Origin of the sequence: Bacillus sp. BF2-3, from assembly GCF_008368795.1 — a bacterium.
Lineage (GTDB): Bacteria > Bacillota > Bacilli > Bacillales > Bacillaceae_G > Bacillus_A > Bacillus_A cereus.
In genome coordinates this window covers 121,969-139,772 of record NZ_QOSA01000010.1, presented here as the reverse complement: position 1 = coordinate 139,772, position 17,804 = coordinate 121,969, and the positions used below count along the sequence as shown (strand labels likewise).

Here is a 17,804-nt window from a genome sequence, read left to right as displayed (position 1 = left end):
TAGAAGGGGGAGACGTATGAAGAAAATAGTCTTTACAGGTGGCGGTTCGGCAGGACATGTAACACCTAATTTAGCCATTATCCCATATTTACAGGAAGACAACTGGGATATCTCTTATATTGGTTCTCACCAAGGTATTGAGAAAACGATTATAGAAAAGGAAGGCATTCCCTACTATAGTATTTCGAGTGGAAAGCTACGTCGTTATTTTGATTTAAAAAATATAAAAGATCCTTTTCTTGTAATGAAGGGTGTTATGGATGCGTATGTAAGAATTCGAAAACTAAAACCAGATGTGATTTTTTCAAAAGGCGGTTTCGTATCTGTACCAGTCGTAATTGGCGGATGGCTAAATAGAGTACCAGTTTTATTACATGAATCTGATATGACGCCAGGACTAGCAAATAAAATTGCGCTTCGTTTTGCTTCGAAAATATTTGTTACATTTGAAGAAGCAGCGAAACATTTACCGAAAGAAAAAGTAATATATACGGGGTCTCCTGTACGTGAAGAAGTGCTGAAGGGAAATCGTGAAAAAGGTTTAGCGTTTTTAGGTTTTTCACGTAAAAAGCCAGTTATTACGATTATGGGAGGCAGCTTGGGCGCGAAAAAAATTAATGATACGGCTCGAGAAGCATTACCAGAACTTCTTAAAAAGTATCAAATTGTTCACCTTTGCGGAAAAGGTAACCTTGATGAAAGTTTACAAAATAAAGAAGGATATAGACAATTTGAATATGTACATGGAGAACTGCCAGATATATTAGCGGTAACAGATTTTGTTATTTCACGCGCGGGCTCCAACGCAATTTTTGAATTTTTAACATTACAAAAGCCGATGGTTTTAATTCCATTATCGAAATTTGCAAGCCGTGGAGATCAAATATTAAATGCAGAGTCCTTTGAAAGACAAGGATATGCCTCCGTATTATATGAAGAAGATGTAAATGTAAAATCTCTTATAAAGTATGTCGAAGAATTAAATCAAAATAATGAGAAGTATAAAACAGCACTAAAAAAATATAATGGAAAAGAAGCAATTAAAACAATCATTCAAAATATTTCAGAGGCATGATGAAATAATCATGCCTCTTTTAGTAGGGTGAAAGATTCCAAGAATTGATATTTTTATGTTACAATAAAGTGAAACTTTAATCAGTTGGGTGCATCCCACATCTAACTTCTTTACTGTTACTGAATTTTGAGGAGGGAGTCTTACTGCCCTCAAATAGCGGGATAACAAATGGGTTAATAGGGAAATTCCAATTAATGAGGCGTGAAAATACGAATGGATTAGGAGTGACTGTGTTGGAGCTAAGTCTCTATGAAAATACTGCACTTATTATATGCTTTGTGTTGTACGTTGGTAGTGTTATTGTTTATATTTCAAGGAAATTTTCGCAAGAAAGAGAGCTTGAAAAGTCGGAGATAACAGCTGAACTAGAAATGTTAGCTGATGAAAGTTATAAAAAACAAAAAATAAAAGAAGACCATGAAGCATCCCATCATTTAAACGCAAATAAGTTTTAAAGATGGGGATTTTTTTTGAAGTTGTTCTTTATTGTAGCTATAACAAATAACGCTAAAAAGGAGTTTCCCTATACATAATGAAGGAGTGTATATAAATGAATTTTTATATCGCCTCAGGTTTCCAAAATAAACATCTTGTACGTTCCGTAGCAAATGAACTGAAACATGCAGGATGGCACCATACATATGATTGGACCAAAAACGAAAAAGCAGCAAATGAAGAACAATTAAGAGAAATTGGTCAGGCAGAACAAAATGCTGTAAAAGAAGCGGATGTATTTTTACTTATATTAGATGGCGGAAATGGGAGCCATACAGAGTTTGGAATGGCGATTGCACTAGAGAAAACGATATATGTATATCATGCAGGAAGCCCGCTCCAAACAACGTTCTATCACTTGCCAGAAATAAATATTTTTGAAGGAGATGTAGCTGAGTTTGCATCTTATGTTATGAATCATATGAAATAATAGTAACTACCTAAAAGGTTATAAAAGTGATCTTTTGGGTACAGTGATGATAAGAAACGTATATAAAGGAGTACATAATATGAAATTAGAAAATGGATGGGAAACGAGCTTTTTAGAAGTCGTACAAAATAGTGAATTTAAGAAAGAGGCACTTCTTAGTCAATTGCTTTGTCAGGATAGTGAAGAAGTAGAAGAGCTTGTGGATGATTACGGCTACGAAGAACTTGTTGAACGTGAACATGATGATGAGTTAGCTGAAATCTTAGGAGAAGAACTTTTTAGTGAGATGGAACGCCAAGTATTCTTATCTTCAAACCCAGAAGAAAAATTGATTTCATTCGTCAATGGATTAGGTTTTCATGTGTTAGATTGGATCGTTCTTCTTGAAACAGAATTTGGCATTGATAGTGCAAACTTTACATCAGATGCTGTGAAGGTGTTAGAAAAGCGTTTCAGACAGTTTCCATACATAGAGGACAAGACAATTTTTGATATGACATTTGGAGAATCGATGGATGTATTAGAATCTGTTACAGGATTACAACTAAAGGAAAAGATGAACGTATAATGAAAAAAGAACGTGATTGGATCACGTTCTTTTTTTACATAATAATAATTTTATCATCTAGTTTTGTCTGCCCGGTAAGAAGTGCGTTTAAATATTCCACTTTTCTTATACAAGCTTGTATATGTCTTTCAATCTCTTGTAACTCTGCTTGGTGATGTGTTTCAATTGGATGAATTTGTACGTTGAATTTTTCAAATTGACTACTATATGTTATTTCTGCATAGCCGCTCATAATATCGGTTTCGTTATGAAATAAAAATTGCCTCGTTTTGTCACAGAATGATACATCCTGAAAGCCATATACTTTTAATGCTTCAATTACTTTTTTAATCATTTTTGTATTCATTTTTTAACCCTCTTTACGAAGTTCTACTTATATATTATAACATAAAAAATTACATAGAAAGCGCTTCCAAGTGTATTTTATTATAAACTTTACGTTTCAATCACAAAAATGAAACAAAGAAAAAATAATTGTAAAGAAGGAAGGACTCTTTTATTGTTTCGTCATATATATAGAGAAATAGTGCAATGAAAGGAAATTTTCCGAGGTGGAGATCGTATTTCCAATTTGAGCGCAGTAAAAGAGGTGAGAATTTTGAACTTTGATATTGTAGGACAAAAAGCATATATAAAAGATGGACCGCATCGGAACCGAATTGGAATTGTAAAGAAAAATGAGACAAAATTAGCATCGCAGTTTGCTATTGTAATTGGAGAACAAGTCATTGATGTAGAGCTAAAGGATATCGTGTTAGTTGGAGTAGACGTAGGACAATTTCATAAATGGTGCGAACAAAATGGTTATTTGTGAAAAGGACGGGCTGTGAGATAATGAAATATATTTGAGGAAAGAGGATATGTTATTGTATTCTCTTTTTCTATGTTTAAGGAGGCGAAAATGAAATATAAAGAACAGGAGTTTACGTTGGAGTTAAAAGAGAACATTCAATGTATGGAGAAGGAAATAGAGCGAATATCACTTAAACTGCATAAAGAGTATTCACATTTATACATAGAAAAACACATGGAATTAGATATGGGATTTGCAAGAGAAAAAGAGAATCCCTTTGAGGTGGGTTATTATTCATCAGTTGCTATAGCTATATTAGATGAAGAAAAAGAGCTGATTGGATTTCATAATATTCCAATTTGGAAATGTGAAAGAATCTTTTTAGGAATGCCAATTCAATCAAACATTTTGGGGAGTAAGAAAGTAGGGGAACTCGCTGATGAATCTTGTTATGAGATTGGGGAAGAGTTAAAAGAGCAACTAGAAGAATACTTAGAGTGATAATTCTCAAGATAAAATCTATAAAGAGGGGACGGAATAAAAAAGACGCTAACAATTGTATGTTAGCGTCTTTTTTCATTATGAAGCAATTTCACCAGTTTTTGTATCATCTTGATTGTACGTATCTTGATCTAATTCACCAAGCCATTTACTTGAAATAAGACCTGCTGTCATAGAGCCACTTACGTTAAGAGCTGTACGCCCCATATCGATTAATGGCTCAACCGAGATAACTAGAGCAACAATACCGATTGGTAAGTTCATTGTAGATAGTACGATTAAAGCTGCGAATGTTGCGCCGCCACCAACTCCGGCAACACCGAATGAGCTAATAGCAACAACAGCGATTAAAGTTAAAATAAATTGTGGTTGTAATGGATCAATTCCTACAGTTGGAGCGACCATCATTGCAAGCATTGCTGGATAAATACCTGCGCAACCGTTTTGTCCGATAGATACCCCAAATGAAGCTGCGAAGTTTGCAATTCCTTCGGAAATACCAAGCTTTTCTTTTTGCGCTTCAATATTTAATGGCATCGCACCAGCACTAGAGCGAGATGTGAATGCAAATGTTAATACAGGGAACACCTTTTTTAAATATTGAATTGGATTTAAACCAGATAGCGCAATTAATAATAAGTGGATAACGAACATTACGATAAGTGCTACGTAAGACGCTAACACGAAGTTGCCAAGTTTTAAAATAGCATTTATGTCGCTACCAGCAACTGTTTTTGCCATAAGAGCTAATACGCCGTATGGAGTAAGGCGTAAAATTAATGTTACCATACGCATTACGATTGCATATACAGCATCAAGCATCTTCTTAAATAGCTCTGCTTGTTCTGGATATTTTCGTTTTACACCTATAAAGGCAATGCCGATAAAGGCTGCAAATATTACGACAGAAATTGTTGATGTTGGACGAGCGCCTGTTAAATCAAGAAACGGATTTGTAGGTAATAGCTCTAATAATTTATCTGGAATTGTTGTCTTTTCAATAGAAGTAAATCTTTCTTCAACTAGTTTCAGTCGAGCAGATTCTGCATCACCTTGTTGTAGGCCGGTTGCAGATACATCAAATCCTGCACTTGCAGCGATACCGACAGCTGCAGCGATTCCTGTAGTAAGAATTAAAATACCGATAATAAGGCCACTAATTTTACCAAGGTTTTTCGTTAACTGTAATTTTGTAAATGCTGAAATAATAGATACTAAAATAAGTGGCATAACGATCATTTGAAGTAATTTTACATAACCGTTACCGATTAAGCCAAACCAAGTATTTGATTCAATAATTACTTTAGAAGTTGGCTCATAAATAAATTGTAATATAAGACCGAATAAAATTCCGACTCCTAAAGCGGTAAATACACGTTTATTAAAAGATACATGCTTACGTTGCATATAATATAATACGCCAACTAAGATGAGCATGACTGCAACGTTAATTCCGACAAGCAGTGTATTCATGTTGATTCCCCCTAATTCCAATCTGTTATATAGAATATAAGGTAATAAAACCTATAAGTCAACTAGGAAATTCCGGAATTAAAAAAAAGATGGCAAAATGCCATCTTTTAATGTCCAGCCCCAGGCACAAGTAAGAATGTCGTGTAGTATGTAAATCCTATGAAGAAAACAGTTAAATATGCCCCAAATACGTATATATACATACGCTCTGTTAATTTTAAATAGCTTAAAAGTACGAAGAAACCTGTTTGTCCTAAAAATAGTAGTGCGGCCGGTTGCATATCCCCTACGTAAAACATAACCGAGAAAATTCCAGTCCAAAAGCCGAGAACGCGAAACATGCGCTCCATGCCATCTCCCTCCTTTTCTAAAAAAAGTAAACCTCACCTCATTATAGTTTATTTTTCTTACTATTGTAAATATTCGTTCATATAAAAAGAAGCCAATTATTATTGGCTTCTTTTTATATGAAAAATTAAATTGTTAGTTTATAATTACAAGATTTACATCCATCTAATAGACTATCATTTCGAGTTAATTCCATGTTAGGGAATAGGATTTCAAAAATCCCTTTCATCATATCTCCGTGCATGTTACAAATTTCAGTTGGATGATGAACAGCAACTTCTTTAAATGGACAATTGTGTACATCATAGAAAATTTTTGTTCCATCTGCACTTAATTCAAATGCAGGTGATAAGCCAGCTGTTGAGAAAGCTTCTTTTGCAATTTGAACTTTTTGTTCCACTGTTAAAGCATCTTCACTCACATTTAAACGTTGCATATGTTGTTGCATTAATTCAGCTCCGAATTGTTTTCCTGTTTCGTATAGCGCTTTCTCACCAGCAGCACCAAGACTAAGTAAAGAATTAAATGCGATTCTTGCTAACAATTGATAATCACGGAATGGAAATTGTAATTGGATAACATCTTCAGATAAGACATACAATCTGCTCGGTCGTCCGCCTTTTCCAGTTTTCTTCGTTTCCGATTTTAGCATATGAACATCTTCTAATTTAGATAAATGTAAACGCGCTACGTTTGGATGAATGTCAAACTCATCTGCAATTTCTTGTACCGTTACGTAACTATGTTTTTGCGAAATATATTTATAAATGTAATAACGAGTTGGGTCAGATAATACACCTGTAATTTTTAAAGCTTGTTCCATGAGGATCTCCACCTTTATCACTTTATCCAAGATAATAACATTATAATACAGATAAACATGAGTATAGGTAATTTCAGACAATAATTCGGAAATTGTTCATAATTTCACAAACATATTTTTCCTTTTTCCTCTATTGAAAATACAAAAGTCCAAATTTTTATTGCGCATGTTTTCATGCTATATACATAGTGAGGAGGGAAAAGTGATGAATGGGATTGAAATTTTTGCGAATGCAATTTTAAAAGAAGCGTGTAGGGTACAAGCGTCAGATTTACATATTGTGCCCCGGCAGAAGGATGTAGCGGTGCAACTACGTATAGGAAAAGATTTAATGACGAGACAGTGTATTGAAAAGGAGTTTGGAGAAAAACTTGTCTCACATTTCAAATTTTTAGCATCTATGGACATAGGCGAGAAACGGAAGCCACAGAATGGTTCGTTGTATTTGCAAATTGATGGACAAGAAGTGTATTTACGCCTTTCAACACTTCCAACAGTATATCAAGAAAGTCTCGTTATTCGCCTTCATTTACAAGCATCTGTTCAGCCCTTATCACATCTTTCGTTATTTCCAAGTACGGCAGCAAAACTACTCTCGTTTTTACGCTATTCACAGGGGCTACTTGTGTTTACTGGACCGACTGGATCTGGAAAGACGACGACAATGTATGCATTATTAGAGGTAATTAGAAAAAAGAAAACACGTCGCATCATTACACTTGAAGATCCGGTTGAAAAAAGAAGTGACGATGTATTACAAATTCAAATAAATGAAAAAGCGGGTCTCACATATGAAACAGGATTAAAGGCTATTTTACGTCATGATCCAGATATTATTTTAGTCGGTGAAATCCGTGATGAAGAAACAGCAAAAATAGCTATAAGAGCAAGTTTGACAGGACATTTAGTAATGACAACACTGCATACGAATGATGCGAAAGGAGCAATCATTCGCTTCATGGATTATGGTATAACGAGGCAAGAGATTGAACAGTCTTTATTGGCTGTAGCTGCACAGCGACTTGTCGAATTGAAGTGTCCGTTTTGCAGAGGAAAGTGCTCAACTTTATGTAAATCAATGAGGCAAGTAAGGCAGGCTAGCATATATGAGCTACTATATGGATATGAGTTAAAACAAGCGCTTAAAGAAGCTGGTGGAGAATGTGTTACTTACAAACATGAGACTTTAGAATCGTCAATACGAAAAGGATATGCTTTAGGTTTTTTAGAAGAAGATGTTTATGTTTAAGAAAACATGGAGTTTAAGTGATCAAGTAGTATTGTTGAAACGTTTAGGAGAATTATTAGAAAAAGGCTACTCTCTTTTACAAGCATTAGAATTTTTACAGTTTCAATTACCTGTAGAAAAGAAAGTACAATTGCAGCGCATGATTGAGGGGTTAAAAGATGGGAAAAGTCTACACGATTCTTTTCATCAGTTAAAGTTTCATCAGGACATGTTAAGTTATTTATTTTATGCCGAGCAACATGGTGATATTTCTTTTGCTTTGCAACAAGGAAGTGCACTTCTTTATAAGAAAGATAAGTATAGGAGAGACATGATGAAAATAATGCAGTATCCTATGTTTTTGATGTTTTTTCTACTAATCATGCTCTTTATTTTTAAACTCATTTTATTACCTCAGGTTGAAATGGTTTATAGTTCGTTCGGTTCTAATACACCACTACTTACAGAACAAATTTTAAGTGCAATAAAACTGCTACCTTACATTATTTTAACCGCTATTTTAACTGTTATTATTGGAGGTATTTTATACATGTTGTATTTTAGGAAACTTCCACATATTAGACAGGTAAAAATTATGCTTCGTATTCCCCTCATCAAAACATTTCTTATTTTAAAGCATTCACATTATTTTGCTACTCAGTTGAGTGGTTTATTAAATGGTGGACTATCAGTATGTGAAGCTTTAACAATAATGATGGAGCAAAGATATCATCCGTTCTTTAAATATGAAGCGAGCCGGATTGAAAGACAATTAATTGGAGGAGAACAGTTACAATCTATCATTGCTAAAAGTGGGTATTACGAGAAAGAACTTTCTTATGTTATTACGCATGGACAAGCAAACGGCAATTTAGGGATTGAATTAGGTGACTATAGCGATCTTATTATGGAAAAGATGGAACGGAAAATTAAACATATGTTAGTTATCATTCAGCCTATTTTATTTACATGTATTGGAGGAATCGTTGTCCTTATGTACTTAGCGATGATTATGCCGATGTTTCAAATGATGAATTCTATTTAGGGGGCATTTGTATGCAGAATGAGGAAGGGTTTACTCTGTTAGAGATGCTATTAGTAATGGTTGTCATAACTATATTATTACTATTAATTATTCCGAATGTAGTTACACAGCGCTCATCGGTCCAAGGAAAAGGTTGTGCAGCTTACGTGAAATCTATAGAAGCGCAAATACAAGTATATCAATTACAACATAATAAAATTCCATCGTTAAAAGAACTGACAGATGAAAAGTATATTACAACTGATAAGTGCCCGAATGGCGAATCTATTCATATTTCAGATGATGGCGCAGTATCAATTAGGGCATTGTGAAACAACAGGGGTTTACTTTTTTAGAAATGTTACTCGTTTTATTTGCTATTTCTGTATTAAGTATAGTTACGTATTTTAGTGTTCATTCCTTATACGAGCGACAAAAAGTTGAACAATTTTTGAGACAGTTTTCAAATGATATTTTGTATATGCAGCAATTAGCGATAAACCGTCAAAAGCACTATACATTACGTTGGCATAAAGATAGAAATATGTATGCTATAAAAGAGTCAGGTACAAAGTATTATATCGTCAAGCGAGAGTATGAAGAAGATATACAAATTGATTTGCATACGTTTCCAAATCCGATGACATATAATCCAAGTGGAAATATTAATAGAGGTGGTACGATTATAATTTCGTATCGAAATTATAAATATGAAATTGTATTTCAGCTTGGAAGAGGGAGATTTACGTATCGTGAAATGTCAAAAAGGATCCATAATGGCTGAAATGATTGTATCGTTAAGTGTTTTAATGATGGCTGTATCGTTACTACTACCGCAAACAGTATTAGTTATGCAAGAAAGAAAAAATATACAAATTCGTTATAAGGCAACTGGATTATTAAAAAAAGAAGCAGCTATATATATGTATGGAAATGAAGACAAGCGAATAATAGAAAAGAATATAAATGGAATTGTGTATTACACATATTGGGGAGGCAATGAAGTTTGTACTGTGTGGAGAGATGTGAAAGACAGAATGATGGAACAATGCTTTTATGTAGGAGAAAAAATAAATTAGAATTTGGTTTTTCATTAATAGAAATGATTGTATGTCTGTTTCTATTATCAATATTTTTTTTGCTCTTTCCCCGCCTACATTTCATTGAAATGGAAAATAAACAGTCGAAAGGGTTAAATGATTGGGAGTGGGATGTGTATTTAGGGCAAATGCAATTGGAGTTTCGTGAAGTATCATCTGGAGAACAGCTAGCATTTGAAAATGGAGAAAGTATTTTACGATTCCGATCGCGTAATGGGAGTGAAGTATCGTATGAAAAAGAGAATAGTCGTCTTATAAGAAAGGTAAATAGGCGCGGGAGGGAAGTTGTTTTACAAAATATTGGAACGGTTTCTTACAAACTAACACCTCATGTACTCATTATAAATGTGAAAGATACTAGTGGGAAAATATATGAAGGTGTAGTTATGCGATATAGCGAAATAGGAATAAACGTATGAGAAAGCAAAATGGATTTACAATGCCTGGAACGATTATCTTTCTTATTTTATTAACTTCTTTTTTTATATACGAAACAAATATGTTGTTTACAGATAAAAATTTTTATATAGAAATAGAACAAAAGTTTTTATTGGATGAATTACTTAACCGATCTATTACAGATATAAAAAAAGATTTACAGCAAAAAGAAAAAGAAGGTACATTTTTCTTTCAGTATGAAAAGGGAGAAGCGAGTGGAAATTATGTCTTTGAAAATGATTTAATTCTCGTTACGTTGCAGTGCACACTCAAACAGGAAGCTTTCTATACGGTAGGTTTTCGGTATAGAAAAAAGGATGGGAAAATAGTCGATTGGATAGAAGGATAATGTATAAAATATATGTAAATAAACCAAGGTTTCCTATTGTAAATTAAATTGATTTTTTAGAAGAAATGGATAAATATAATGATTAAAAGTTTAAATTTTCTCAAAAAAGAGAAAGGTAGAAAGAATATGATATATTCATGCTATCCAATCATTATTTTTAGGGAGAATAGGGAAATGACAAACAACAATCAAATAGGTGAAAATAAGGAACAAACTATTTTTGATCATAAAGGAAATACGATTATGACAGAAGATAGAGAAATACACATTATTTCAAAATTTGAAGAACCTCTTATTGTCGTATTAGCAAATGTACTAAGTGATGAAGAATGTGATGAATTGATTGAAATGTCTAAAAATAAAATGGAGCGTTCTAAAATTGGTTCATCACGTGATGTAAATGATATTCGAACAAGTAGCGGTGCATTTTTGGAAGATAATGAATTTACTTCAAAGATTGAAAAACGAATTTCATCTATCATGAATGTTCCTGCGTCGCATGGTGAAGGATTGCACATTTTAAATTATGAAGTGGATCAACAATATAAAGCACACTATGATTATTTTGCGGAACATAGTAGATCAGCTGCTAACAATCGTATTAGTACGCTTGTAATGTACTTAAATGATGTAGAAGAAGGCGGCGAAACGTACTTCCCAAAATTAAATCTTTCTGTACACCCTAGAAAGGGAATGGCAGTATACTTTGAGTATTTTTATCAAGATCAATCATTAAACGAGCTTACGTTACACGGAGGGGCACCTGTAACGAAAGGCGAGAAATGGATTGCAACGCAGTGGGTGAGAAGAGGTACTTATAAGTAAAAGCGAATGTTACGTTTTGTTCTTCATAGTATAAGAACAAAACGTTTTTTTATTAAACAAAGTAGCATCTTTCGTTATAATAACAATTAATAAATGACGATTGAGAGGACAGAAAATGAAATCTATATACATAACCGGCTATATGGGAGCAGGGAAAACAACAATTGGAAAAGCATTAAGTCAAGAACTTCAAATGGATGTTGTAGATACTGATCAAAAAATCGAAGAGAAGCAAGAGAAGGCAATTCGTGATATTTTTGCCGAAGAAGGCGAAACGGCTTTTCGGGAATATGAAAGCGAAATGTTACGTTCGCTACCAGTCCATAATGTCATTATTACAACTGGTGGGGGAATTATTGAACGAGCAGAAAATCGCAAGTGGATGAAAGAGAACGGAACTGTCGTGTATTTATATTGTGATCCGCATGTAATTGCAGAAAGGCTTCGTGAAGATACGACACGTCCACTATTTCAAAAGAAAGATATAGATGCATTTGTAACGAAATTTGAATTACGCCGAGCTTATTATGAAGAGGCTCATATTCATATCGATACGACAAATAAGTCTGTAAAGCAAATTATGAATGAATTAAAGGAAAAGATTAATGTATAAAAAAGTGGACATACTAATCAAGTAGAGGTGATGATAATATGTCTACTAATGATTATGTTCGCTTTGTGACGCAGCAGTTTGTGTCGTATATGGATGCTCCAAAAGAAGATCGAAAACAAAAGAAAGAACAACGCCGTGCTGAAAAAGAGCCATTTATGAATAAGTGGTTTGGTGTTATGCCGCTGAGTGCTGCTTTGTTTTATCGAAATGTAAAAAGTAAAAGAAAAAAATCAAGTTAAATTTTAGTCATATGTCTAGCAAAATAAAGATGCCCTAGTGTCGTAATACACTAGGGCATCTTTGTTTACCGCACGGATTCTTGTTCTTCCGTAACGGCATGTATTTTATTGTTCACCCATACAAATCCTATTCCGATACAAATAGAAATGCCCCATCCGACAGCGGTCATAATCGCTCTCATTTCACCGTAGCCATCTACACCAAAAACAGAGATGAAATAAATTTTTAAAAAGCTTTTTAATATAAATTGTAGCCCGAAAAATAACGTTAAATATTGCAGTGCTGGATATATACGACTATCACGATAAAGCTCACGACTTTTATCACGGTCATGACCTTGAAGTGCGGCAATATCTGCTGCGAAATATAACATAAGTGGTTTTTTTATAAAAATTGTACATATAACAATAATGCCGAGTACGATGTGATAATACGCATCGTTCCATAACATTCGTTCAGCTGATCCAGATAATAGATCTACCGTTGTATTAGAAATGAGTGTAATTAAAATAAAGAACCCTGTTACGTTAAACTGTTTTTCTTTTTTAAAGGTATACAGTGTATAAATAATCCCCGGAACAGAGGAAAGTAACATCGCGTAATAAGGATCGATATAAGGTTTTGCAAATTTCCAAATGAGGAATGGGATTACGAGATAAAAGACAAGATCTAATATAGCTTTTTTATTTTGATTCATACAAAGCCTCCTTAAGTCATACATATATTTTATAATATAATTTCTGAAAATTGTATAAGGTTTAATGGGAAAAGAAAAAATATATCAATTTTCGAGGGGGGTAGTAGATTGAAAAAAATTGCCCCTAGCGTAGTAAGTTTTTTTAGTATATAATAAAGGAAACGCTTTCATTTTTAATTTGTTCACAAAATGGACGGAAAATCACATATTTACTATCGATATGTTGCTTTATAATGAAACTAATTAAATATACATGCATACAATATTGTGAAATAAATAACATAAATAATCTATATAAATGTAAACGTTATCAAAAGAGAGAGGTGGAGACAATGAGTAAATTTTTCTTCAATCATAATCCAGCAACAGTAGAGGATGGAAGGCTTGTTAAATATGCTGAAATTATTTATGGAGAAGGTGGCCGTTCTGTATTAGAAAATTTAATGGTGAAGGCATCTATCAGATTGCGTGATCGTTATCCGAATAAATCTGACGAGCAGATCTCGAACCTAGTAAATAAAGGCATCCATGATATGTTTCAAAAATATGTGAGCGAGTAAGAGTGGCCAATGGCTGCTCTTATTTTTTTGTATAAGGATTGTAACTCTAGCTGAAAATAAACATGTATTCTGAAAAACGTAAAAAAGGAGTGGGAAAGATGAGCAATGGAATTGGACGTTCGAAAGAAAATCTTCCAACTGATGCAAATCATGTGAGCGCGAAGGATCGTGCGTATCAAAAACGCATGGCAAAGCAAAAACAACAAGAGCGTAATGAGGATAGAGAGTAACTCGAAATAAAGCTCCTTCTAAAGCAGAAGGAGCTTTATTTTGATAGAAAATGATTCGCGGTAACATAAAAGAGTCCACCGTTAATAATTTGCACTGTAATACGTGGTTCATACTGTTCTTGCAGAGCTTGTTTTTCAATTTCATAGCTCTCAGGAAGTTCGTCACTTTCTTCATAAAAACGGTTTAAAAGGTCTAAATCATGATTCCAACGCACTCTTGCTTCTTTTGCCCACGTATGGTCATCTTCTGCAATTATATTTTTTAAAGCGTCTTCTATACGTTGTAAACCACTTTGAGGTTTAATGATGGGCGAGAGCGTAAAACAAAAATCAGGTATTTTTGGTGTAAGTTTAATGTTTGTTAATGTTTCATGAAAGTTTGCCATCATTGTTCCAGAAATGAGATGAATGCCAATCGAGTGAAGGATGTCTTTTTTTCGATCACATTGATAGGAAACTTTTATATTAATACCGAGCCAAGGGTGGAGCGGTGTATGTGTTGCCCCATTATGTCTTACATCCTCATATAAACGTATGTAAGAGCCTAATTCTTTTGTCGTTTGGAAAATTTGATGTAGACGTGGTGAACCGTAGTGAATAAGCTCACCATCATTTTCTTCATTTTCTGGATTTGTAATAAGAGTAAGGCGCATCGGATTCGGTACGCCTCCTGTTTTCTCAAGATAGTGCCAATAAAAAGGGCGATTCATTAATAATTTATCCATCTCAATTGTTAACTGTACATCTAATAAATGAGGAGAACGTTCTAAAATTTCACAGTTATTCGCCTCAAAGAAATTGTATAAGTAATTATGAATTTCATGTTGCTGCATAGCCTTGCACCTCAGCTTCATTTCGTTTCGCAAAGTCGATAATAGATGTTAAGTTTTCCATCTTAATTCTAATTTCACCTTCGCTTTTTGATTGCGCGAAAATTTCTTGAATGTGCGCGTCGATGTTTTTCATATTAATTCTCGTTAAAATTTCATCGAGTTCACCGATAACACGCTCGAATAAGTTGATTTTTTCATATAACAGTTTCAGAATATGTTCTTCAACAGTATGCTTTGTAGCTAAGTTATAAATATGAACATCATTCTTTTGACCGAGACGGTGAATACGTCCGATTCTTTGCTCAAGACGCATTGGATTCCATGGCAAATCATAATTGATCATATGGCTACAAAACTGTAAGTTAATGCCTTCTCCGCCAGCTTCCGTTGCAATTAACACTTGGGCACGATTTTGGAAAAGTTCCTTCATCCAATCTTTCTTCCCGCGTTTAAATCCGCCGCGGAATGGGACAGAAGAAATACCGTGTTGTTGTAAAAACCATTGTAAGTACATCTGTGATGCTCGGTATTCCGTGAAAATGACGACTTTATCGTCAATTTCTTTTATAAGCTCTAGAGCTTTAGTTGCTTTCGAGTTGAAAGGAATATGATTAATTTTGTCCATTAGCACATCGATATGTGGATCTTTTATATAATGTTCATTTTCTTTCTGTCTTTTTTCTACATGCTTTTTCAATGAATAGTAAACAGCCTCACGACTACTACACGCTTCCCGTTTTAACGTTAACGATGAGAAAGCAGATGTGAAGGCGTCTTGTCCTCGCCAATTTTCGATATCATTATATAGAGCTTGTTCTTGATCATTAAACTCAACAAAAATTGTACGTACATGTCTCTTCGGCCAATCGATACCGGTATTATGTCGTCTATTTCGCACCATTACTTTATTAATGAGAGCTTTTAAATCTTCATCTGATTCGGCTGAACGATTTTTGGAAGCGTAATATTCTTCAAAGTTGGATTGATTGCCTAAATGTCCTGGTTTTAATAAAGAAACAAGGTTAAAAATTTCATCAATCTTATTTTGAACAGGAGTAGCGGTTAGTAATAAACAAAACTTCTTTTTTAATCGTTGTGCAAATTCATAGTTTTTTGTTTTATTATTTTTCAGTTTATGTGCTTCATCGATAATAATAAGGTCATATTCTAAGTTCAACACGATATCGCGATGTGGTGAACGTTTCGCAGTATCAATTGATGATACGATTACGTCAGCTTGTTCCCACGAGTAGCTTTTCTTTTGTGCTACAGCGGGAATGAAAAACTTTGTATTCAGCTCGTATGCCCATTGTGATACGAGAGAAGCTGGGACAAGTATAAGTACCTTTTTCACAAGCCCGCGGACCATGTATTCTTTCAAAATAAGTCCAGCTTCGATTGTTTTTCCAAGACCTACTTCATCTGCTAGAATCGCTTTACCATTCATTTGTTCAATTACATTTTGAGCGACTTCTAATTGATGCGGAAGCGGTGTGAAATGGGATAAATGTTTCGGTGCTTGTAGTCCATCAAAAGTAGGAACAAGTAACGATTTTTCTGTTTCATAAGCTAAGTGATATAAATCCCAGTTTGTCCAAGGACCATCTTCATCAATTCTATTTAAAAAATTGTTTTGCCACGTCCGATCTACGGAAATATCGACATTCATTACGACTCTCCCACCTTTTATAAACTAAAGTAATTATTTTTTAATGTATGATGATTTGCCTTAAAAGAAGGCATAATTATCGTTATTAAAGGCTATATGATAGACGATAATAAAGTATTAAATCTCAAAAGCTGTATTTATTGTGTTTTAACATAAAAAATTCTAAATTATTTTTTATGCTAGAATATTGATGAAATATAGCGAATGATGTTAGGATAATGGTGTGAAATGTGTGGAATCTTTCGTATTTTATCCAAGAAAGTGATTTTTTATTTACGCTTTCATAAAAAAATATAATGAGATTCCGTATATCCTATCTTTTCAGAATGAAAATGTTTAGAAAAGGGAAGCAACTTTTATTGATTTGTCAAAGCATAAGGGGGAGAGAGCATGATTACATTACAACGTACACCGTTATTTGATGTATACGCGAAGTATGGTGGGAAAACAATCGACTTCGGTGGTTGGGAATTACCAGTTCAATTTTCAAGCATTAAAGAAGAACACGAAGCTGTACGTACAGCTGCAGGTTTGTTCGATGTGTCTCATATGGGAGAAGTTGAAGTAAAAGGTGTAGATAGTTTAGCATTTTTACAACGTGTTGTTACAAATGACGTATCTACCTTAAAGGTAGGGGGCGCACAATATACAGCTATGTGCTACGAAAATGGTGGTACAGTAGATGATTTATTAATCTACAAACGTGGTGAAGAAGACTATTTATTAGTAATCAATGCATCAAATATCGAGAAAGATTACGAATGGTTAGCAAGTCATGTAATTGGCGATGCGACAGTAGTCAATGTTTCTAGTGAAGTTGCACAGCTTGCAATTCAAGGACCAAAAGCAGAAGGCATTTTACAAAAAGTTGTGTCAGAAGATTTGAAAGAAATTAAGTTCTTTAAATTTAAAAACGATATTCTTGTAGATGGAATTCCAGCACTTGTATCTCGTACAGGTTACACAGGTGAAGATGGATTCGAAATTTACTGTAAGAGTGAAGATGCTGCAAAACTTTGGGAGAAACTTCTTGAAGTTGGAGCAGAAGAGGGCTTAAAAGCATGTGGTTTAGGTGCTCGTGATACACTTCGATTCGAAGCAACATTACCACTTTATGGACAAGAATTATCAAAAGATATTACACCGATTGAGGCTGGAATTGGCTTTGCGGTAAAAACAAATAAAGAAGCAGACTTCTTTGGAAAAGCAACGTTAAAAGAGCAAAAAGAAAACGGTGCGCCTCGTAAATTAGTCGGCATCGAAGTAATCGAACGTGGAATTCCTCGTACGCATTACCCTGTATTTATTGGTGAAGAAAAAATTGGGGAAGTAACAAGTGGTACACAATCTCCAACGTTAAAGAAAAGCATTGGTTTAGCACTAATTGATGTAAAATACGCAGCAGTTGATACAGAAGTAGAAATTGAAATTCGTAATAAACGCGTCAAAGCAGTAGTTGTTCCAACACCATTTTACAAACGTTCAAAGTAAC

The 17,804-nt window shown here is 34.1% G+C and carries 27 protein-coding genes; 19 read left to right on the top strand and 8 right to left on the bottom strand.

From position 1 onward, the window contains the following. Positions 1–16: 16 nt before the first annotated feature. From murG to DN401_RS09820, 4 genes are all read left to right on the top strand, one after another. The gene (murG, locus tag DN401_RS09835; protein ID WP_000724776.1) at positions 17–1,075 is read left to right on the top strand and encodes an undecaprenyldiphospho-muramoylpentapeptide beta-N-acetylglucosaminyltransferase; all 1,059 of its coding nucleotides are present in this window, start codon (positions 17–19) and stop codon (positions 1,073–1,075) included. A 194-nt stretch (positions 1,076–1,269) separates the two neighbouring features. Further along, complete coding sequence (locus tag DN401_RS09830) at positions 1,270–1,530, top strand: DUF3966 domain-containing protein (protein WP_001250699.1); 261 nt, start codon at positions 1,270–1,272, stop codon at positions 1,528–1,530. Between the two features lie 95 nt (positions 1,531–1,625). After that, a complete protein-coding gene (locus tag DN401_RS09825; RefSeq protein WP_001012342.1) occupies positions 1,626–2,000 on the top strand; it encodes a nucleoside 2-deoxyribosyltransferase in 375 nt (124 codons plus the stop codon). A gap of 79 nt (positions 2,001–2,079) precedes the next feature. Further along, entirely contained in the window at positions 2,080–2,568 is a 489-nt protein-coding gene (locus DN401_RS09820; RefSeq protein WP_000764267.1) for a hypothetical protein, read from the top strand. A 34-nt stretch (positions 2,569–2,602) separates the two neighbouring features. Here DN401_RS09820 and DN401_RS09815 read toward each other — a convergent pair whose 3' ends face one another. Beyond that, a complete protein-coding gene (locus DN401_RS09815) occupies positions 2,603–2,914 on the bottom strand; it encodes a hypothetical protein (protein ID WP_001093239.1) in 312 nt (103 codons plus the stop codon). Positions 2,915–3,166: 252 nt separating this feature from the next. Here DN401_RS09815 and DN401_RS09810 point away from each other — a divergent pair, with 252 nt between their 5' ends. Both DN401_RS09810 and DN401_RS09805 read left to right on the top strand, forming a co-directional pair. After that, the gene (locus tag DN401_RS09810; RefSeq protein ID WP_001008327.1) at positions 3,167–3,382 is read left to right on the top strand and encodes a DUF3912 family protein; all 216 of its coding nucleotides are present in this window, start codon (positions 3,167–3,169) and stop codon (positions 3,380–3,382) included. Positions 3,383–3,469: 87 nt separating this feature from the next. Then, the gene (locus tag DN401_RS09805) at positions 3,470–3,862 is read left to right on the top strand and encodes a hypothetical protein (protein WP_000875395.1); all 393 of its coding nucleotides are present in this window, start codon (positions 3,470–3,472) and stop codon (positions 3,860–3,862) included. A gap of 78 nt (positions 3,863–3,940) precedes the next feature. Here the strand turns inward: DN401_RS09805 and DN401_RS09800 are convergent, their stop codons facing one another. From DN401_RS09800 to DN401_RS09790, 3 genes are all read right to left on the bottom strand, one after another. Continuing rightward, positions 3,941–5,335 carry an L-cystine transporter gene (locus DN401_RS09800; protein ID WP_001094345.1) on the bottom strand — a complete coding sequence of 465 codons (1,395 nt, stop codon included), beginning with the start codon at positions 5,333–5,335 and terminating at the stop codon, positions 3,941–3,943. Positions 5,336–5,442: 107 nt separating this feature from the next. Then, positions 5,443–5,685 carry a DUF2626 domain-containing protein gene (locus tag DN401_RS09795; RefSeq protein ID WP_000440716.1) on the bottom strand — a complete coding sequence of 81 codons (243 nt, stop codon included), beginning with the start codon at positions 5,683–5,685 and terminating at the stop codon, positions 5,443–5,445. A gap of 125 nt (positions 5,686–5,810) precedes the next feature. Further along, entirely contained in the window at positions 5,811–6,506 is a 696-nt protein-coding gene (locus tag DN401_RS09790; RefSeq protein WP_000434125.1) for a helix-turn-helix transcriptional regulator, read from the bottom strand. 205 nt (positions 6,507–6,711) lie between these two features. Between DN401_RS09790 and comGA the strand changes: the two genes are divergently transcribed. From comGA to DN401_RS09740, 10 genes are all read left to right on the top strand, one after another. Continuing rightward, positions 6,712–7,755, top strand: a complete 1,044-nt coding sequence (comGA, locus tag DN401_RS09785) for a competence type IV pilus ATPase ComGA (protein WP_001013170.1) — start codon at positions 6,712–6,714, stop codon at positions 7,753–7,755. Continuing rightward, positions 7,748–8,779 (top strand): competence type IV pilus assembly protein ComGB, encoded by a 1,032-nt coding sequence (gene comGB / locus DN401_RS09780; RefSeq protein ID WP_000475187.1) that lies wholly within the window; start codon positions 7,748–7,750, stop codon positions 8,777–8,779. Before comGA ends, comGB begins: the two co-directional genes overlap by 8 nt. A gap of 11 nt (positions 8,780–8,790) precedes the next feature. After that, positions 8,791–9,090, top strand: coding sequence for a competence type IV pilus major pilin ComGC (gene comGC / locus DN401_RS09775; RefSeq protein WP_001178687.1), 300 nt, complete (start codon positions 8,791–8,793; stop codon positions 9,088–9,090). Further along, complete coding sequence (gene comGD, locus DN401_RS09770) at positions 9,087–9,542, top strand: competence type IV pilus minor pilin ComGD (RefSeq protein ID WP_000813141.1); 456 nt, start codon at positions 9,087–9,089, stop codon at positions 9,540–9,542. The genes comGC and comGD overlap by 4 nt, the downstream gene beginning before the upstream one ends. Then, entirely contained in the window at positions 9,535–9,837 is a 303-nt protein-coding gene (locus DN401_RS09765) for a hypothetical protein (protein WP_000829469.1), read from the top strand. The genes comGD and DN401_RS09765 overlap by 8 nt, the downstream gene beginning before the upstream one ends. Next, positions 9,807–10,277 carry a competence type IV pilus minor pilin ComGF gene (gene comGF, locus DN401_RS09760; RefSeq protein ID WP_000923101.1) on the top strand — a complete coding sequence of 157 codons (471 nt, stop codon included), beginning with the start codon at positions 9,807–9,809 and terminating at the stop codon, positions 10,275–10,277. Before DN401_RS09765 ends, comGF begins: the two co-directional genes overlap by 31 nt. Continuing rightward, entirely contained in the window at positions 10,274–10,645 is a 372-nt protein-coding gene (gene comGG, locus DN401_RS09755; RefSeq protein WP_001231317.1) for a competence type IV pilus minor pilin ComGG, read from the top strand. Before comGF ends, comGG begins: the two co-directional genes overlap by 4 nt. A 174-nt stretch (positions 10,646–10,819) precedes the next feature. Then, positions 10,820–11,470, top strand: coding sequence for a 2OG-Fe(II) oxygenase (locus DN401_RS09750; RefSeq protein ID WP_000183856.1), 651 nt, complete (start codon positions 10,820–10,822; stop codon positions 11,468–11,470). Positions 11,471–11,585: 115 nt separating this feature from the next. Further along, positions 11,586–12,083, top strand: coding sequence for a shikimate kinase (locus DN401_RS09745; RefSeq protein WP_000836660.1), 498 nt, complete (start codon positions 11,586–11,588; stop codon positions 12,081–12,083). A 38-nt stretch (positions 12,084–12,121) separates the two neighbouring features. Then, positions 12,122–12,322, top strand: coding sequence for a YqzE family protein (locus DN401_RS09740; RefSeq protein ID WP_000106083.1), 201 nt, complete (start codon positions 12,122–12,124; stop codon positions 12,320–12,322). 65 nt (positions 12,323–12,387) lie between these two features. Here the strand turns inward: DN401_RS09740 and DN401_RS09735 are convergent, their stop codons facing one another. Next, on the bottom strand, positions 12,388–13,020 hold the full coding sequence (locus tag DN401_RS09735; RefSeq protein WP_001075112.1) for a VC0807 family protein: 633 nt from the start codon (positions 13,018–13,020) through the stop codon (positions 12,388–12,390). 142 nt (positions 13,021–13,162) lie between these two features. After that, positions 13,163–13,279 (bottom strand): hypothetical protein, encoded by a 117-nt coding sequence (locus tag DN401_RS09730; RefSeq protein ID WP_001987222.1) that lies wholly within the window; start codon positions 13,277–13,279, stop codon positions 13,163–13,165. Positions 13,280–13,352: 73 nt separating this feature from the next. Here DN401_RS09730 and DN401_RS09725 point away from each other — a divergent pair, with 73 nt between their 5' ends. Next, a complete protein-coding gene (locus DN401_RS09725; protein WP_000032702.1) occupies positions 13,353–13,580 on the top strand; it encodes a hypothetical protein in 228 nt (75 codons plus the stop codon). Positions 13,581–13,678: 98 nt separating this feature from the next. After that, entirely contained in the window at positions 13,679–13,810 is a 132-nt protein-coding gene (locus DN401_RS30125; protein WP_000064668.1) for a hypothetical protein, read from the top strand. A gap of 35 nt (positions 13,811–13,845) precedes the next feature. On the opposite strand, the gene DN401_RS09720 is transcribed toward DN401_RS30125, so the two are convergent. Together DN401_RS09720 and DN401_RS09715 are read right to left on the bottom strand one after the other, a co-directional pair. Beyond that, a complete protein-coding gene (locus tag DN401_RS09720) occupies positions 13,846–14,643 on the bottom strand; it encodes a YqhG family protein (RefSeq protein ID WP_001183964.1) in 798 nt (265 codons plus the stop codon). Further along, positions 14,630–16,312 (bottom strand): DEAD/DEAH box helicase, encoded by a 1,683-nt coding sequence (locus DN401_RS09715; RefSeq protein ID WP_001100032.1) that lies wholly within the window; start codon positions 16,310–16,312, stop codon positions 14,630–14,632. Before DN401_RS09715 ends, DN401_RS09720 begins: the two co-directional genes overlap by 14 nt. 390 nt (positions 16,313–16,702) lie before the next feature. Here DN401_RS09715 and gcvT point away from each other — a divergent pair, with 390 nt between their 5' ends. After that, positions 16,703–17,803, top strand: coding sequence for a glycine cleavage system aminomethyltransferase GcvT (gene gcvT, locus DN401_RS09710; protein WP_000631769.1), 1,101 nt, complete (start codon positions 16,703–16,705; stop codon positions 17,801–17,803). The last annotated feature ends 1 nt before the right edge of the window (position 17,804 follow it).

Coding starts and splice junctions, on each gene's coding strand:
- murG (WP_000724776.1), top strand. CDS start 17: ATGAAGAAAATAGTCTTTACAGGTGGCGGTTCGGCAGGACATGTAACA.
- DN401_RS09830 (WP_001250699.1), top strand. CDS start 1,270: ATGAGGCGTGAAAATACGAATGGATTAGGAGTGACTGTGTTGGAGCTA.
- DN401_RS09825 (WP_001012342.1), top strand. CDS start 1,626: ATGAATTTTTATATCGCCTCAGGTTTCCAAAATAAACATCTTGTACGT.
- DN401_RS09820 (WP_000764267.1), top strand. CDS start 2,080: ATGAAATTAGAAAATGGATGGGAAACGAGCTTTTTAGAAGTCGTACAA.
- DN401_RS09815 (WP_001093239.1), bottom strand. CDS start 2,914: ATGAATACAAAAATGATTAAAAAAGTAATTGAAGCATTAAAAGTATAT.
- DN401_RS09805 (WP_000875395.1), top strand. CDS start 3,470: ATGAAATATAAAGAACAGGAGTTTACGTTGGAGTTAAAAGAGAACATT.
- DN401_RS09800 (WP_001094345.1), bottom strand. CDS start 5,335: ATGAATACACTGCTTGTCGGAATTAACGTTGCAGTCATGCTCATCTTA.
- DN401_RS09795 (WP_000440716.1), bottom strand. CDS start 5,685: ATGGAGCGCATGTTTCGCGTTCTCGGCTTTTGGACTGGAATTTTCTCG.
- DN401_RS09790 (WP_000434125.1), bottom strand. CDS start 6,506: ATGGAACAAGCTTTAAAAATTACAGGTGTATTATCTGACCCAACTCGT.
- comGA (WP_001013170.1), top strand. CDS start 6,712: ATGAATGGGATTGAAATTTTTGCGAATGCAATTTTAAAAGAAGCGTGT.
- comGB (WP_000475187.1), top strand. CDS start 7,748: ATGTTTAAGAAAACATGGAGTTTAAGTGATCAAGTAGTATTGTTGAAA.
- comGC (WP_001178687.1), top strand. CDS start 8,791: ATGCAGAATGAGGAAGGGTTTACTCTGTTAGAGATGCTATTAGTAATG.
- DN401_RS09765 (WP_000829469.1), top strand. CDS start 9,535: ATGGCTGAAATGATTGTATCGTTAAGTGTTTTAATGATGGCTGTATCG.
- comGF (WP_000923101.1), top strand. CDS start 9,807: ATGCTTTTATGTAGGAGAAAAAATAAATTAGAATTTGGTTTTTCATTA.
- comGG (WP_001231317.1), top strand. CDS start 10,274: ATGAGAAAGCAAAATGGATTTACAATGCCTGGAACGATTATCTTTCTT.
- DN401_RS09750 (WP_000183856.1), top strand. CDS start 10,820: ATGACAAACAACAATCAAATAGGTGAAAATAAGGAACAAACTATTTTT.
- DN401_RS09745 (WP_000836660.1), top strand. CDS start 11,586: ATGAAATCTATATACATAACCGGCTATATGGGAGCAGGGAAAACAACA.
- DN401_RS09740 (WP_000106083.1), top strand. CDS start 12,122: ATGTCTACTAATGATTATGTTCGCTTTGTGACGCAGCAGTTTGTGTCG.
- DN401_RS09735 (WP_001075112.1), bottom strand. CDS start 13,020: ATGAATCAAAATAAAAAAGCTATATTAGATCTTGTCTTTTATCTCGTA.
- DN401_RS09730 (WP_001987222.1), bottom strand. CDS start 13,279: ATGCATGTATATTTAATTAGTTTCATTATAAAGCAACATATCGATAGT.
- DN401_RS09725 (WP_000032702.1), top strand. CDS start 13,353: ATGAGTAAATTTTTCTTCAATCATAATCCAGCAACAGTAGAGGATGGA.
- DN401_RS30125 (WP_000064668.1), top strand. CDS start 13,679: ATGAGCAATGGAATTGGACGTTCGAAAGAAAATCTTCCAACTGATGCA.
- DN401_RS09720 (WP_001183964.1), bottom strand. CDS start 14,643: ATGCAGCAACATGAAATTCATAATTACTTATACAATTTCTTTGAGGCG.
- DN401_RS09715 (WP_001100032.1), bottom strand. CDS start 16,312: ATGAATGTCGATATTTCCGTAGATCGGACGTGGCAAAACAATTTTTTA.
- gcvT (WP_000631769.1), top strand. CDS start 16,703: ATGATTACATTACAACGTACACCGTTATTTGATGTATACGCGAAGTAT.